Below are 15,638 nucleotides of genomic sequence, written 5' to 3' on the forward strand. Positions count from 1 at the left end.
GAGGAGCATGCGCCCATCCCAGCCTTGCGTGTGAGCGATCACATACCCTGGCCTCATCCATGCAACTGATGCGCAAAGCATGGGTGTCGCGCCTCTGTTGCCCTCTGTACAACTCACGCGAAAAGTGATGCCAGATCAGTTTGGCTCGCATGGCCTGCGGCTTCAAAGCGCTCGAGTGTGGCCACGGGTACCTTGGCGAACTGATACTCGCCCGCTCGAGTGGGATGACGTCGCACAGCCTGCCCCTCTTGGCTACCGGCTTCCCACACGAGCACATACAACGCATCACCATGCAAGTCGTAATCAATGGCACCTTTGCCTGCCAACAGCACGCGGGCGCCTCGGGGGCCAGTCAGCGCAGACGTCAGACTGTGGTGTGAGTTCACCTTCCGCCAAGCGGTCGTGGCATGCACCGCACGGTAGAAGATTGACCCTTGACGAGCCGCTGTAGGTTTTGTCGGGACAGGTGTTTGCATGGTGTGTTGGACTGGCTGGACGATGGTTTGAGTGGGGAAGACGGCTGGGGCGGACCCAATCATTGGCGCGTCCACGTCGGGAAACCCAACGTAGTGCTCCTGATGCATGCCTGGCGCACCCGGCGTACCGGGTTGAATGAGACAGCCCTTTGGGGCGGCGTAGCTGTCCACTCGACGGACAGGCGCTTCATGCCAGCGGATGTTGAAAGCCGCCAGGCGCGGGAAGAAGTACAGCGAGTGGTAGGGAAGGTGATCGTGGATCCACCAGGCCATGTTGGTCCAACTGCCACCTCGCTCGATGTGATCCACCAGCCAGGGCACCACGATGCAAGCCGTGGCACCGCGCTTGCCTTGCGCATCCGGATAGTCCCAGATATGAGCCGAGTAGTTGGACGCATTGCTGGCGCAATTGAGCTTGTTCTGATTGCCAAACTCGTTGACGGCAGGCGAGCGGTAACCCGAGCGAACATGAATGCGCCCAAAGGTGGCTTGCAGCGGTTCCAGCAGTTGTTGGCAAAGCTGCTCGCCAGCGTAGATGGCCGTTGGCCTTCTCACGCTTTGTTCTCTTCAACCGTGAAGAGGGCACGTAAAGCAGACCGTTGTCGAGGTCAAACTCTTCCCAGCGTGCTTGTCTCAACTCTCCTGGGCGCAGCATCAGCATGGGGGCCAATTTCAGAGCGCATTTCACGACGAATGTGCCCGTGTAGCCATCGATCGACCTCAGCAAAGCTCCCAGAGGCTTGAGTGCTTTGATCTCGCGGTCGCCCTTGATCTTCTCCAAAGCCATCTTGTGGCCTCCTTACGCTGAACTCGTTGAAGAGCGCTGCGAAGATCGTCGGAAGGTATTTGGACTTTCCGCAAAATCTTCTGCAACGGCGCTTGGATCGGGGCGTACCTCGTCGGACCTCGCCGGAATGAAAAAAGCCCTAAGTCGTTGAAGACAAAGGGCTTTTCGGATTCCGACGAACCTCGTCGGACAAGTATCTGGTGGCGTAATTCAACAAGAAACGAAACCCGCGGTCTCTGCGGGCTTCGTCCCCGGTCGGAAACCGCGCGACCTTCGCGCGATTCCGGGGAAGGATTTCGCGCCCCCGCGTATGCCCACGGCCGGAAGTTTCGAGAGGCCGATTGGCACTCGCAGTCGCCGCCAATGCCGGACACTTCCGAGCCTGCAACTTGGCTTCCTTCGCATTCGTCGCCGTAATGCCCAGCACGAACGACGAAAGGAGCCCATGTTGACCGAACCCGCTTTCACCGAAACCGAGCTGGCACTACGCTGGAACGTCAGCGCCGCGACCCTTCAACGCTGGCGCAGCGATGGCGTCGGCCCACCATACATCAAGCTCTCCAAGGCCATCCGCTATCCGGTGGATGAAATTGTCGCCTATGAACAGGCGAGCCGTCAGGGAATGCCCGCCGACGCAGCCCTGCCGCCATTGATCGCCGACCCGCCGGTCGTCGAACCTCCCGCGCCCGCTGCATCGGAGTCAAAGCGGTACTACCTGAACGAGGCCTTCGCGCTCATCGCGCAGTACGGCAGCCTTGCAGCGGCTGAGGCCGCCCTGACGGAGGCGCACGATGAAACCCAAGGCTGACGCCACTGCCCGTCGCGCCGGCTCCGCCGGCCCTGATGAACCGCCCATCAAGTATCCTGTGCTTAACGAAACGCAGCTGTGCTCGAGGTGGAACCTCTCGCCCAAGACGCTGCAACGCTGGCGCTCGGAAGGCATCGGCCCGCCCGCATGGCACATCAACAGGTCTGTCCGCTACCTCCTGATGGAAGTCGAGGCCTTCGAGCGCAAGGCGCGGGTGACATGGAAATCCAGTGCGGGACGCGCCCTGTCCGAATCTTCGCCCACAGCGCGTGAAGACGCCATCGAGCAGATGATGCAGCAGCGGCCCGCTCGGCGTGACCAGATTTTCTACTCGTGCAAGGCCGTGGCCGACATCACTGGACTACCTGTCTACTGGTTTCAACAGGATCAGGAACGCCAGCGACGTGGCATTCCTTGCTACATCCTAACCAGCGGTGGCGTCATCCGTTTCAGTATCGAAGAAGTCTTCTGCTGGGAGGTGCACCACCTGCGTCCGTGCCGCAGCGATGCGGGCACGTCCGTCGATGCACTTCAGTCCGCCAGCTCGTAGCCGGTGCTGCGCCCGCCGCCCGGTGATTTTTTCAACACGCCTTGGTCCAGCAACTGCGTGATGTCGCGCAGCGCGGTGTCTGGCGAGCACTTGGCGATGGCGGCCCACTTGCTGCTCGTGAGCTTGCCCTCGAAGCCGTCGAGCAGGCGGTTGAGCAGTTTCACTTGCCGCTCGTTCAACGACAGGCCCGCCCAGCGTTGCCAGAAGCGTGCTTTGACTAGCACGGCGTCCAGCGTGGACTGCGCGCTGGCGACCGCGCGCCCGAGTGTGCCGAGAAACCACGACAGCCAGCCGGTGGCGTCGAGCGTGCCCTTCTGCGTGCGCTCCAGCACGTCATAGTAGTCGCGGCGCTCGCGCTGGATCTGGGCCGACAGGCTGTAGAAGCGTTGCGGGCTGCCATCGGCGCGCGCCAGGAACAGGTCGCCCACGGCGCGGGCGATGCGGCCGTTGCCGTCGTCGAAGGGGTGCAGCGTCACGAACCACAGATGCGCCAGCCCGGCCTTGATGAGTGCGGGCTCGCCCGTTTCCTCGTTGGCCCATGCCAAAAACCGCGCCGTCTCGGTGGGCAGCACGTCGGCGGGCGGTGCCTGGAAGTGAACCTTGCGCCGCCCCACCGGACCGGAAACCACCTGCATCGGCCCGGCCGCATCGTCGCGCCAATGCCCCACGGTGAGCCTGTTCATGCCCGAGTACCCGGTTGGGAACAGGGCCGCGTGCCAGCCGAACAGGCGCTCGGCGGTCAGTGGGAAGGCGGCGCGCGAAGTAGCGTCGAGCACCATCTCCACGACGCCTTCGATGTGCCGATCCACCGGGGCGACCGCGCCAATGTCCACGCCCAGACGGCGAGCAATCGAGGAACGCACCGATTCGACGTTCAGCACTTCCCCTTCGATTTCGCTGGTCTTGACCACGTCCTCGGTCAGCGCGGCGAGGCTGGCCTGATCGCGCAGCGTCATGCCCACGTCGGCCAGACGGCCCAGCAGCACGCCCTGGGCGCGGCTGACCTCGGTCAACGGCCCAGTGAGCACCGACAGGTCGTAGCGCCAGTTGGGCCAGTCTTCGGCCTGCCAGATGTAGAGTTTTTCTCCGCTTTCCATGCGGAGATTAAACACCTTATTCGCCGCAAAGGCAAGAGATTAACCGCACAAAGTGCGGAGAATGAAGATGCCAATCGCCGCATCGGTCGAGCGCGTCGTGCCAGATGTTCCTGATTCTCAACGTGATGCGTCCCAGCATGGAAGTGGTCGCCCACGGGTGACGTCGCTGCCGCCTTGGAGGCGTGGGATTCTCTTTGGTTTAAAAATTTGGTAGAATATTGGTCGTTTTAAACTAAACCCAAGGAGGCGTCATGATTGCAGATCGCATTCGTCAAGCACGATTGGCGGCAGGTCTGACCCTGGGTGCCTTGGGTGAACAGGTGGGTGTTTCTCACACCGCCATCCAGAAGTACGAGAAGGGTCTTCTGACCCCCTCATCGTCTCAGCTGCTCAAGCTGGCCCGTGCCTGCGGCATCCGGACCGAGTACTTCTTCCGCACGCATACAGTCGAACTGCTGCAGCCCGAGTTCCGCAAGCTCTCGACCTTTGGCAAGACGGCGCAGGATGCGCTGAAGATTAAGGTCGTCGAGTTGGTGGAAAAACGCGTGGAGTTGCTCGGTGCCTTTCCCGAACTACCGTTCCCGGCGTTTGCACCTCCCGCTAACCTGCCTGAACACGTCGCTTCGTTGGATGAGATCGACGGGTTCTCGGATACGGTTCGCAACGCTTGGCTGTTGGGCATGAACCCGATTGCTGACCTCACCGACACCCTCGAAGGGCTTGGCCTGCTGGTCATCGTGGTCGATGAAGGGAATCCTGGGTTCTCTGGCTTGACGGCCAAGGCGCGAACCGAAGATGGCCGGGAGTATCCGGTCGTGGCTGTCTCCAAGCGCTGGCCCGGTGATCGCCAACGGTTCACCCTTGCGCATGAACTGGGGCACCTGCTGCTCGAAGGACGACTGGCTGACGGCATCGACGAAGAGAAAGCCTGCGACCGTTTCGCTGGTGCATTCTTGGCCCCGCGTGTCGCAGTACTTCAGTTGCTCGGGGAGCAACGCCATGCGCTGGAATGGCAAGAGCTCTATGTGCTCAAACATGAATTTGGCCTATCGATGTCCGGATGGCTGCAGCGCGCCAAACAGTGTGGCGTGATCACCGAGGCCGCCCACCTTTCGATGGTCAAGCGGTTTTCGGCAAAGGGCTGGCGCAAGAACGAGCCGGGCGATCCGCTGCCGCAAGAGCATCCACGACTGTTTGATCAGTTGGTGTACCGCGCCTTGGCCGAACAATACATTTCGGAGGGCAAGGCGGCGGAACTGCTGGGCATCCCGATGATGCGCTTCCACAAAGAACGCCAGTTGGAGTCATCGGATGCGGTTGCTCATCAGTGATGCCAACATCTTGATCGACATGGAAGCAGGAGCGTTGATGGATACGCTCTTTCAGCTTCCGATGCAGTTCGGCATCCCCGACCTGCTGTACTACGAAGAAATTGAGCCAGGCAGCCCGGGCCTTGAAGACCTGGGCTTGCAGATCATGGAGGTCAGCGGCGACTTCGTAGCGTATGCCCAGCAATTGCCAGGCCAGCACAACCATCTGCTTCCGGCGAAAAACGGCCCCAAGCCCAGTCACAACGACTACTTGGCACTGGCGCTTGCGAAGCAGGAGGCCTGCACCCTGCTGACGGGCGACACCAATTTGCGGGTTGTCGCCAGCAAGGAGCAGGTCAACGTCATGGGCACCATCAGGCTGCTGTGCGCCATGATTGAAAACCAATTGCTGACGGTCGACGACGCCCTCAAGGCGCTCGACAGAATGAAGTTGGGCAAGCGTCGATTGCCCTGGCCAGAAGCCGAAAAGATGCTGAACGCGTTGCGTTGACCACCCCTTCATAAGGCAGCCGCTTCGTCCCCTTCGCCACGGTCAGTGGCGGTCTCCATACGGACCTTCCATGGAGACCACGATGACCACCCGACTTTGCGCGCACTGCGGCCACCCCTTCGAACCCCGCCCGCAAGTTCCCGACCAAGCCTTCTGTTCCGCACCCGACTGCCAACGCGCCCGTAAGCGCCGGTGGCAGCGGGCCAAGCTCCAGTCCGATCCCGACTACCGGATCAACCAGCGCGCCGCGCAGCAGGCGTGGTCGCAGCGCCATCAGGACTACTGGCGCAACTACCGCGATTCCCGGCCCGAATACGCACAACGCAACCGCGAGCAGCAGCGGTCGCGGGACCAGGGCCGAAACGGGGATCTTGCAAAGATGGACGCGTGCGACCTGCCGAGCGGCCTGTACCGCATCACGCTGCATCCGGCATTGCCGAGGGAAAACGGCGACTCGTGGGTCGTCGAGATCACGCCGGTCTGCGTGACGTGTCCGTGCAAGATGGACGTGTCAAGAGAGGACGTGATCGACGCCTCGTCGATTCGCCCGTAACTTTGCTTCCAAAACGGGTTCTCTCGAACATCCTGCATGGCAACGATTCCAACCGTGTGCGTTGCCGCCGTGCGGCGGCGGCGTGTCCATTGAAGGGGCGGCAGACCCGAGATCGCCAATCACGGAGTGACCGGGTCTATGCAATCGAACGAATCGCCTATAAGTCCGCCGGGGCCGGTGTTCCGCGCCGCGCAGTACGTGCGCATGTCCACCGAGCACCAGCAATACTCGACGGAGAACCAGGCCGACAAAATTCGCGAGTACGCCGCCCGGCGCAACATCGAGATCGTCCGCACCTACGCCGACGAGGGCAAGAGCGGTCTGCGCATCGACGGTCGGCAGGCGCTCCAGCAACTGATCGGCGACGTCCAGGCAGGCAAGGCCGACTTCCAGATCATCCTCGTCTACGACGTGAGCCGCTGGGGCCGGTTCCAGGACGCCGACGAAAGCGCCTACTACGAATACATCTGCCGCCGCGCCGGAATTCAGGTCGCCTACTGCGCCGAGCAGTTCGAGAACGACGGCTCGCCGGTGTCCACCATCGTCAAAGGCGTCAAACGTGCAATGGCGGGCGAATACAGCCGCGAGCTTTCGGCCAAGGTGTTCGCCGGACAGTGCCGCCTGATCGAACTCGGATTCCGCCAAGGCGGGCCAGCGGGCTACGGTCTGCGACGCGTGCTGATCGACCAGTCCGGTGCGGTGAAGGGGCAGCTTTCGCGTGGTGAGCACAAGAGCCTGCAAACCGACCGCGTGATCCTGCAGCCCGGCCCGGACGAGGAAGTGGCGGTCGTGAACCAGATCTACCGCTGGTTCGTCGAGGACGGCCTGTTCGAATCCGAGATCGCCGACCGGCTCAACACCCGCGGCATTCGGACCGACCTCGGGCGCGACTGGACGCGGGCCACGGTGCGCGAGGTGTTGTCCAACGAGAAATACATCGGCAACAACGTCTACAACAGGCGCTCCTTCAAGCTCAAGAAGGTGCGCGTGGTGAACCGCCCGGAGATGTGGATCAAGAAGGAAGGCGCGTTCGAGGGCATCGTGCCGCCCGAGCTGTTCTACACGGCGCAAGGCATCCTGCGCGAACGCGCCCACCGCTTCAGCAACGAGGAACTGATCGAGAAGCTGCGGCGGCTCTTCCAGCAGCACGGCTACCTGTCCGGCCTGATCATCGACGAGTCCGAGGGGATGCCGTCGGCGGCTGCCTACGCGCACCGCTTCGGCAGCCTGATCCGCGCCTACCAGACGGTGGGCTTCACGCCGGATCGGGACTACCAGTATCTGGAGGTCAACCAGTTCCTGCGCCGCCTCCACCCGGAGATCGTCGGCCAAACCGAGCGGATGATCGCCGATGTCGGCGGCGCGGTCGCGCGCGATCCGGCGACCGACCTGCTCACGGTCAACCGCGAGTTCACCGTCTCGCTGGTGCTCTCGCGCTGCCAGTTGCTGGACAACGACCGCCGCCGCTGGAAGGTGCGCTTCGATACCAGCCTGACGCCCGACATCACGGTCGCCGTGCGTCTGGATGACAGCAATCAGGCTGCGTTGGACTACTACTTGCTGCCGCGTTTGGACTTCGGCCAGCCGCGCATTCACCTGGCCGATCACAACGGCCTCGAATTCGAGAGCTACCGCTTCGACAGCCTGGACTACCTCTACGGCATGGCCGAGCGCAGCCGTCTGAGGAGAGTCGCATGAGCAAAATGCACCACGCCACCGAGCTGCAGATGATCCCGGTCGATCAGATCGCGGTGCTCAACCCACGCGACCGCAACGGCCGCGTGTTCGAGGAGATCGTCGGCAACATCAAGAACGTCGGTCTGAAGAAGCCGGTCACGGTCACGCCGCGCGACGATCTCGAAGACGGCAAACGCTACCTGCTGATCTGCGGTGAGGGACGGCTCAAGGCTTTCAAGTCGCTCGGCGAGAGAGAGATTCCGGCACTGGTGGTGCGGGTCAATGACGAAGACGCCTTCATCATGAGCCTGACCGAGAACATCGCCCGCAGGAAATACAGTGCGCTGGAACTGCTGATGAGCATCGAGCAGTTGAGCCAACAGGGCTACGACAAGCGCGTCATCGCCCAGAAGACCGGCCTGAGTCTCGACTACATCAAAGGCATCCTGCTCCTCTTCGAAAAGAGCGAGGAACGCCTGCTGGCCGCCGTCGAGGCCGGAAGGATTCCGCTCAACGTCGCCATCACCATCGCGGGCGCAAGCGACGAAGAAGCGGTGCAGGCCGCGTTGCAGGACGCCTACGAAAGCGGCCAACTGCGCGGCGGGCAACTGATGCAGGCGCGTCGCGTGCTTCAGCGGCGCAGCAGCTTGGGCAAAACGCTGGCCCACCGGCCCACGCGCAAGGGAGCGTCCGTCACCACCTCCAGCCTGGTGCGCAACTACCAGCACGAGGTCGAGCGGCAGAAGCTGATGGTCAAGAAGGCCGAATTCACCCAGCAGCGCCTGCTGTTCGTGATCGAGGCGCTGCGCCAGTTGCTGGCCGACGAGCATTTCTCCAACCTGCTGCGCGCCGAAGGACTGGACACCTTGCCCAAGCAACTGGCCGAGCGCGTCTGGGCTGGAGGTCACGCGGCATGAGCCGCCCGCCGTTGGGGTTCATCCCAGAACCGATCACGCTTGCGCTGGATCGGATTCTGCCGTCGCGCAAGACGCCGGAGGGCTTGAATACGTCGCGAAAGTTCAAGCAGATCATGGCCTCGATGGAAGCAGTCGGACTGATCGAACCCTTGAGCGTGGGCAAGGCCGATAAGGCCACCGGCCAGCACATCCTGCTCGACGGGCACATGCGCCTGCTGGCGCTGCGGCAGCTCGGCTACGTCGACGCACCGTGCCTGGTCGCTACCGACGACGAAAGCTACACCTACAACAACCGGATCAACCGCATCTCGTCCATTCAGGAGCACCACATGCTTCGGCGAGCAGTCGAGCGTGGCGTTTCGCCCGAGCGGCTGGCCAAGGCGCTGAACGTGGACATCAGCCAGATCCACAAGAAGGTGAGCCTGCTCGAAGGCATCTGCCCGGAGGCGGTCGAGATGCTGAAGGATCAGCACTTCTCTGCCAACCTCGGTTCGGTGCTGCGCAAACTCAAACCCACCCGGCAGGTCGAGTGCGTGGAGCTGATGCTCACTGCCAACAACATGACGGTCGCCTACGCCGAAGCCCTGCTTGCGGCCACGCCGCCGCACCTGCTGGTCAGCGAGAAGCGGCCTCGGAAGCTGCCCGGCGTCACGGCGGAACAGATGGTGAAGATGGAGCGCGAGATGGGAAACATCCAAGGGCAACTGAAGCTGGTCGAAAAGTCCTACGGTCAGGACGTGCTACTCCTGGTCCTGGCACGCGGCTACCTCGGCAAGCTGATCGACAACAAGGCGGTGTTCCGTTTTCTGTCGCAGCGCCAGCCTGACGTGCTGGCCGAGTTCGAGAACATCATCCAGACCGTGGCGCTGGACGGAAAGTGAATGCGACGGATCGGCGATGCTATTCACCGACCGCACGCCACATCACCGCCGGACGATGCCGATGACGGCGGAGAGGCGGCGATGGTCGCGCATCGCAATGCGCCCGTGGCCGATCCGGCGTGCCTGTATGGCCTGATCGGCGACGTGGCCCATGCCGGCAGCGAAGGCACGGAAACCAATGCAGTCGCCATCGCCGCCAACTTCACGGCCTATCTGTCCTGCGCGGTCGGGCGCGGCGTGTACCTGCCTGTCGGCAACACCCGCCACCACGCGCGGCTGTTCTGCTTGCACGTCGGGCGCTCGGGCCGTGGCCGCAAGGGCGACGCGGTGTCACTGGTGCTGCGCATCGATCAGGCGCTGCGCGCGATGGACGAAGGCTTCGCGCCGCAGATTCATCGCGGCGGCCTGTCCAGCCGCGAAGGGTTGGTGGCATTGATGCACGACGGCTACCGGCAAGGCCGCCTGGACGTTCCTGCCATCGAGGACAAGCGGCTGTGGGTGGTCGAATCCGAGTTCGCCAACGTGCTGCATCAGGGACGGCGCGACGGCAACACGCTGTCGGCGGCGCTGCGCGATTGTTGGGATGGCGTCGATCTCAAGCCCGCCACCAAGTCGAATCGACTTTACGCCAGCCACCCGCACGTCTGCTTGAGCGGCGCGATCTCGCCCAGCGAATTGACGGTCCTGATGAGCGCGCGCGAACTCACCAACGGCTTCGCCAACCGCTTCCTGATGATCTGGGCCGAACGCACGCGGATGCTGCCGTTCCCGAAGGAGACGCCGCAGGCGGTGGTGGAGCATCTGGCGCGCAGGACGCTCGAGGTGTTGGCCTTCGTTCGTGCCAATCGGCACGACCAGCGCGACCACCTGCGGATGGAGCTCTCGCCGCAGGCGCAATGGCGCTACGCCCAGCTCTACCGGGGCGAACTGAACGACGATTTCGGCGACGGAGCAGTCGGAGCGTTGCTGGAGCGCCGCGCCCCGATGCTGCTACGGCTGGCGATGCTGATGGCGCTGACCGATCTGCAAACCCGCATCGATGCCCAGCACATCGACGCGGCGACGGCATGGATTCGCCACGCCACGGCATCCGTGCGCTTCGTGTTCGTCAGCGCCACCGAGGAGGCGAAGCTGGCGCAGGTGCTGGAACTGTCGAGCCGCGTGCTGGCTTTCCTCCGCGAGCGTGGTCAGGCCACGCGCAGCCAGATCAGCGCGGAATGCTTTCGGGGCAAGGTGACCAAGACGCGGATCGACGCCAGCCTGGAGCACCTGTTGGCCAGCACGCCGCCGAAGATCAGTGTGCAGTGGGTCGAGCGGCCAGCCGACGCGCCGGGCGCGCCAACGCGGGTGTACCGGCCCGCGTAGCGGTGAAGCTCATTTCGCTCGTTTCGTCGCATCGAACCGCCCGCAAGTGCTTGTCGGCCTTCTCATTTCGCTCATTTCGCGGCCCACTTGCGCTCTTCGGCTCGGGCGGGCATAAAGTGAGCGGTGGGAAGCTCAAGGCAACCCGGGCCACAGGCTATTGTCTGGTCGCCCAAACGTCGTACTCGACCATTGGTTTGGACTTGGTGCGCAGGAAGGCATCTGCCTGGCGCTTGCCTTCAGTGGCGGAGCCTGCCTCCCTGATCGTGGTGATGCGCCAGCCGCTGTCACCGAGAGAACTCTTGATGAGGTCCAGCGGGTCGGCGCGCCTGTCCGTGATGCCGCCGAATCGAATGACCATTCTTGCATCATCGGCGCACACTTCTTCCGCGTTCCGCCACACCCGGCGCAAATCAGCTGCGAAGTCCTCGGGACTGGAATGTACGACCTGATCGCGATTGCTGTAGTCAACAGCGTCGGGACCGCCGACGAACCAGTTGCGCAGCCACTGGTCGGGAATGTAGGTCCGCATCCCGTAGTACGGCGGCGAGGTGATCACCCAGTCGAACCGAGTGTCCGCAGTGTCCGGGTGGAGCGCTCCCGCCTCACGGCTGTCTGCCAATCGCACGGCGCCCGTGATGTCGGAAGACGTTCCGAAGTAGCGCTTCGCCCGGCGTTCGATCACGGCCAGCACGTCGATAGGCTCGGGCGCAAGCCCCCGCCCTTGCCAGAAGCGTGTCGCATAGGCCGGCTTGGGAGCGTAGGTGCGAGGGCATTGGTTGGAGAAGTAGCTCGGGAAGGTCTTCTGCTTCGGGCCATGCAGGGCGCCCAGCACAATGCCGCGGAGCGCGATGCGCGCGTCCGTGGCGCAGTCCTCCAGAAATGCCTCCCGGAACCGACACAGCGAATCCAGCACGGTGGAGTGAAATGCCCATTGCCAAAACTCACCTGTCGGGATGCGGTGCGCTTCACGTTCGGTCAGAATCTTGCGCGCTTCGGCAAGGATGTCTTCGACGGTGGCTGTCGCGAGCTTGGAGGCCGTAATGGCTGCGGCAACCGGACTGGAATCCACCCCAAGGGAACGGAGGCCGACCAGACGCGCCGCGAAATTGGTGGTGCCCCGGCCACAGAATGGATCAAGCACGACATCGCCCGCGCGCGCTTTCCGCTGCAGTATGTTCAGCGGGAATTCGAGCGGGAACATCGTGAAGTACGGACAAATTCCATTCAGGGCGGTATCGCCACGCTGAAAGTTAACGGTCATTTTCTGACTCTTATCCACGTCTTTCCCGTGCCTGGGTTCTTGAAGGTCTCCCACGCTGTGGGTTGTGGTCCAAACACTGCGTTCATGGCCTTCGAGACCAAGTTGTACGCAAACTGACGGCGGTCCTCCAAATGCTCCGGCAAGTGGTCGATAAGGAACTGTTGAACCCCATACCATGGCATGCCATTTTGGGATTCGAGTTTCTGGCGAAGATCGTCGTTTCCCTGCAGAGCTTCGATAGCGCGCCGCTCAATGGCCGCCATGACATCCACGGACTCGGCTTCTTCATGCTCCGTCTCCGCTGGAAACAAGCCGCCGGTGCCCTCGGCTTCCGGGACACGGGCCGCCATCCGCCTCATCCCGGAGAAAGTGCTGCGCAAGGTTTGCGCATAGGTATTGCCCGCAGGCTGGTTGTAGTCATGATCGCGCATCGAGAACATCTTCTCGAAGGACAAGGCGCGAAGGCTGACCGGGTAAGGCTTGCCTCCCACCGAGCTCCAAAACACACCCTGGCCCGGGATGGGCTCATTGAGTAGCGAGCTCAGCAAGTCGTCGCTGAAATGGGCATTGGCCCGTTTCAGTGACGTGAGATCCGCTGCCGACAGCAGATGGAAGATGAACCAATTGTCGCCCTGGCTGAGAATCTCGACAGGGATGCTGCCCGGCTGCTGGGTAATCAACAGCGCGCCGAGGTCGTATTTGCGGCCCTCCTTCACCCAAGCGACGTAGGGCTCGGCAGCGGGGGCGTTCTCGTTCAGCACCGACTGCGCTTCTTCGACGACGGCAATCGTCGGAATCGTCTTCGGGTCGGCTGCGGTGAATTCCTGTTGGTTGCGGTCGAAGATCCGGCGAAGGATCAACCCCGATAGCACCAATGACTGACCGCCACGCATCTGGGACACGTCGATGACGCACAGCTTCCCCTCGGACAACGCGTGAACCAGCATGTCCATGAGCTGGCTGCTCTTGTCATGCAGCATCTTCACGATCGCTGTCATGTTGCCTCGGGCCGCCAAGGCCTCGGCCTCTTGCCGCTGGGGGTCAAGGTCGAGCAGCCCACAGATGTCGTCCAGCGGCGTGGTATTCCCGTTGGTGTCGATCAGGTTGACCAGCGACTCCCACCGGTCTTGCGGAAGACCGCGTAGCTTGCGAACGTTCTGCTGCTCCTGGCGCTCGGGTCCGAGCGCGATCGAGATCACATCGCCTGGGCGCAAGCGCCGGATGTCCAGTTTGATGCCGCCCGCCACGAACGACTGATAGAAGGGGCTCGGATTCCTCCTGTCCGTAAAGACGACAACCTTGTCCTCCAGCGCCGGGACATCGCAGAGGCCTGGGCGGCCTTTGTCATCGGGCCAGAAATACTCGCCATCCGGATCGAAGATCACCGTGCCTACAGGAACTTGCTTGCCGGCACGCTTGGTGACGAATGGTGTCGTCTCGTAGAGCTTCGAGAAAAGCAGCTTGTTGAGATTGGACTTGCCGAAGCCCGCGCGGGCAAAGATGAAGCTGCGGCGAGACACAAGCGACTCGATGGGGAAGCGGACCAGCACCTCCGGGTCTACGACCTGCATCCATTCCTGCGATTGAAAGGACTTGCTGCCCGCGGCGTAGATGTACTCGCCGAAGGCGAGATGACCGATGGGAGCTCCGTCGATGTTGTGGCCTGCGATCTCGCGCAGCACTTCGTCACTCGGGAAGGCCACCTTGCTGCCTACGTGGGGAAGCCGGCGATGCGAGGGGACGAACGTCAGCCCCTTGCCATTCTTTCGCAGCACGCCCAGCACGCGAATGTTGACCCGGTACTTGAGGTATTGCTCGCGCAGGTCCTCTGGGATCGGCCGCTCCTCGCGGACTGCGCGGATATTGAATTCCTCGCCGGAGCCGAAAGACAGTTTGCCCTCCGAGGAGAAGGAGGCGATGCGTCCCAGCACGGCCTCATCGGGCGTCTCCAATTGGACGAGGAGGAACTGCCCGTGCATCGGGATGTTCTGGAACTCGTTTCGGTACGGCAACACCAGGTCGGCGTGGAACTCCATGCCGCCTTGCTGGAAGCCCCGGAAGATGCCGACGACCTGCTCCCTGGGAAAGAGTTGAATTTCTGCCATGTTGCGCTTCCTTATCCGTACCGGCGTTGGGCTGGGTCAGCGTCCTGTAGCTGAAACGCGTCCAGGGTCCCGGCGTCACCGCCAAGACTCGATCGCACACCTTCGTAAATGAAGTCCTGCAGGATGTCGAAATCGAAATCGACCAGGGCGGCGTTTTCATGGGCCTTCTGCAGGCAGCGCGGATAGTGCGGCACCGGAAAGCCGTTGATCGCGTCGGCCAGCATCGAACCGAGGATGGTCTGAGCATCGCCAACCTGGGGCACAAAGACGTCAACCGGCCACACCGGGTCACGTCGGTGCGACCCAAACTTCACCAAGAACATCTTGCCGCCGACAAACTTGTTGGTCTCCCCGCCGTCGTCAGCGCGGTCATCTCCTCGCGCAAACTCCGACCAGACGTAGGCCTTCTCCTCCACTTCACGCGGCACTTCCACGTAGGCCGGGTAGTCGGTTTGAAGCACGCCTTCCAGGGCCATGGCGAGCCGATACCGTGAAAGCACCTTGCTGTGCTTGGCCACACCAGCGAGGTACACCCGACGACGGCTCTTGTTCCACTGCGCGTCGATGCGCTCCTTCATGCCTTGGAGCAGCCGCTGGAACCGATCCTTGGCGAAGACCTTGCTGCGCAGCAGGCCGTCGCAAACGATCAAGGTATCGGTGCCAAAGTCTTTCTTCAGGATCGCGAACAAGATGGCCCACTCGACCAGCTCCCGGTAGACCTGCACCCAGCTGGGAGAGACCGGCTTGCCCTTGTCGGTCGGCCGAATCATGTGAGAGAGCGCCGGCAGGTTGTTGACGCCCAGAAAGGCCATCATCTCGCCCAAGGCTGTGCGTGCCGACCCGTCCGCCGCAAACTGACGCTCATTGAGCTTCTGAACCGGCGTGGTGGGCGAGACGGCCTCCAGGCAGTACTCGTTGTTGCTGCTGTCCACCACCCGGACCAGCTGGATCAGAAAGGGGTCGAACTGGAGCTGGTTGTTTCCGCCATCGGTGCCGACCAGCGAGATGGACGTCGTCGCGCGCGGCTGAATGCGGCGTGTGGCGCTTTTCAGCGGGCGAATCTCTTCCCGCAGCGCATCCAGCACCCCTTGGTCGGTGCCGATGCAGTCCGCGATGGCCTCCTTCAGTTGGGCCTGGCTTGCCGGGTCGATCATCCCCCCTCCTGCCAAGTAAATCGGTTAGCTGTTCAAGATTGCACGATTTTGCCGTATCCTAGGGCGTGTTCACACTATCTAAGCCCATCAACGATGAGCGCGAAATTGATGAAGGCAATGAACATCACATCCAGCTTGTCGAATCGCGAGAATATGCGCCGGAAGCCTTTGAGGCGCCGGAACAGT

At 62.4% G+C, this 15,638-nt stretch carries 14 protein-coding genes and 1 pseudogene; 9 read left to right on the top strand and 6 right to left on the bottom strand.

Annotated features, from left to right (window positions below):
* Nucleotides 1–113 precede the first annotated feature (113 nt).
* Nucleotides 114–1,031, bottom strand: a complete 918-nt coding sequence (locus tag CDO44_RS27355; RefSeq protein WP_144389463.1) for a hypothetical protein — start codon at nt 1,029–1,031, stop codon at nt 114–116.
* Nucleotides 1,032–1,708: 677 nt separating this feature from the next.
* Here CDO44_RS27355 and CDO44_RS27780 point away from each other — a divergent pair.
* Both CDO44_RS27780 and CDO44_RS27785 read left to right on the top strand, forming a co-directional pair.
* Entirely contained in the window at nt 1,709–2,071 is a 363-nt protein-coding gene (locus tag CDO44_RS27780) for an AlpA family transcriptional regulator (protein WP_087778990.1), read from the top strand.
* Nucleotides 2,055–2,621 carry a helix-turn-helix domain-containing protein gene (locus CDO44_RS27785; protein ID WP_198951288.1) on the top strand — a complete coding sequence of 189 codons (567 nt, stop codon included), beginning with the start codon at nt 2,055–2,057 and terminating at the stop codon, nt 2,619–2,621. The genes CDO44_RS27780 and CDO44_RS27785 overlap by 17 nt, the downstream gene beginning before the upstream one ends.
* Here the strand turns inward: CDO44_RS27785 and CDO44_RS03585 are convergent.
* Complete coding sequence (locus tag CDO44_RS03585; protein ID WP_087778992.1) at nt 2,603–3,718, bottom strand: Fic family protein; 1,116 nt, start codon at nt 3,716–3,718, stop codon at nt 2,603–2,605. The two genes, CDO44_RS27785 and CDO44_RS03585, sit on opposite strands and share 19 nt — an antisense overlap.
* 251 nt (nt 3,719–3,969) lie before the next feature.
* Between CDO44_RS03585 and CDO44_RS03590 the strand changes: the two genes are divergently transcribed.
* From CDO44_RS03590 to CDO44_RS03620, 7 genes are all read left to right on the top strand, one after another.
* Complete coding sequence (locus CDO44_RS03590) at nt 3,970–5,049, top strand: helix-turn-helix domain-containing protein (RefSeq protein ID WP_087778994.1); 1,080 nt, start codon at nt 3,970–3,972, stop codon at nt 5,047–5,049.
* The gene (locus CDO44_RS03595; protein ID WP_087778996.1) at nt 5,030–5,539 is read left to right on the top strand and encodes a PIN domain-containing protein; all 510 of its coding nucleotides are present in this window, start codon (nt 5,030–5,032) and stop codon (nt 5,537–5,539) included. Before CDO44_RS03590 ends, CDO44_RS03595 begins: the two co-directional genes overlap by 20 nt.
* Before the next feature lie 82 nt (nt 5,540–5,621).
* Entirely contained in the window at nt 5,622–6,092 is a 471-nt protein-coding gene (locus CDO44_RS03600) for a hypothetical protein (RefSeq protein ID WP_087778998.1), read from the top strand.
* Between the two features lie 138 nt (nt 6,093–6,230).
* Nucleotides 6,231–7,790 carry a recombinase family protein gene (locus tag CDO44_RS03605; RefSeq protein WP_053822726.1) on the top strand — a complete coding sequence of 520 codons (1,560 nt, stop codon included), beginning with the start codon at nt 6,231–6,233 and terminating at the stop codon, nt 7,788–7,790.
* Nucleotides 7,787–8,686, top strand: a complete 900-nt coding sequence (locus CDO44_RS03610; protein WP_087779000.1) for a plasmid partitioning protein RepB C-terminal domain-containing protein — start codon at nt 7,787–7,789, stop codon at nt 8,684–8,686. Before CDO44_RS03605 ends, CDO44_RS03610 begins: the two co-directional genes overlap by 4 nt.
* Entirely contained in the window at nt 8,683–9,567 is an 885-nt protein-coding gene (locus CDO44_RS03615) for a plasmid partitioning protein RepB C-terminal domain-containing protein (protein ID WP_053822728.1), read from the top strand. The genes CDO44_RS03610 and CDO44_RS03615 overlap by 4 nt, the downstream gene beginning before the upstream one ends.
* Nucleotides 9,568–10,932, top strand: a complete 1,365-nt coding sequence (locus tag CDO44_RS03620) for a DUF3987 domain-containing protein (protein WP_233146027.1) — start codon at nt 9,568–9,570, stop codon at nt 10,930–10,932.
* A gap of 154 nt (nt 10,933–11,086) precedes the next feature.
* On the opposite strand, the gene CDO44_RS03625 is transcribed toward CDO44_RS03620, so the two are convergent.
* The 4 genes and pseudogenes from CDO44_RS03625 to CDO44_RS03640 all read right to left on the bottom strand — a co-directional run.
* The gene (locus CDO44_RS03625) at nt 11,087–12,247 is read right to left on the bottom strand and encodes a DNA methyltransferase (RefSeq protein ID WP_144389464.1); all 1,161 of its coding nucleotides are present in this window, start codon (nt 12,245–12,247) and stop codon (nt 11,087–11,089) included.
* Nucleotides 12,190–14,298: an ATP-binding protein gene (locus tag CDO44_RS28325; RefSeq protein ID WP_087779006.1), complete on the bottom strand. Its 2,109-nt coding sequence runs from the start codon at nt 14,296–14,298 to the stop codon at nt 12,190–12,192. Before CDO44_RS28325 ends, CDO44_RS03625 begins: the two co-directional genes overlap by 58 nt.
* A gap of 11 nt (nt 14,299–14,309) precedes the next feature.
* The gene (locus tag CDO44_RS03635; RefSeq protein ID WP_087779008.1) at nt 14,310–15,452 is read right to left on the bottom strand and encodes a hypothetical protein; all 1,143 of its coding nucleotides are present in this window, start codon (nt 15,450–15,452) and stop codon (nt 14,310–14,312) included.
* Nucleotides 15,453–15,526: 74 nt separating this feature from the next.
* Nucleotides 15,527–15,638: pseudogene (locus CDO44_RS03640) on the bottom strand (IS5/IS1182 family transposase); the annotation flags it as partial.

It is taken from the genome of Pigmentiphaga sp. NML080357, from assembly GCF_002188465.1.
Classification (GTDB): Bacteria; Pseudomonadota; Gammaproteobacteria; order Burkholderiales; family Burkholderiaceae_B; genus Pigmentiphaga.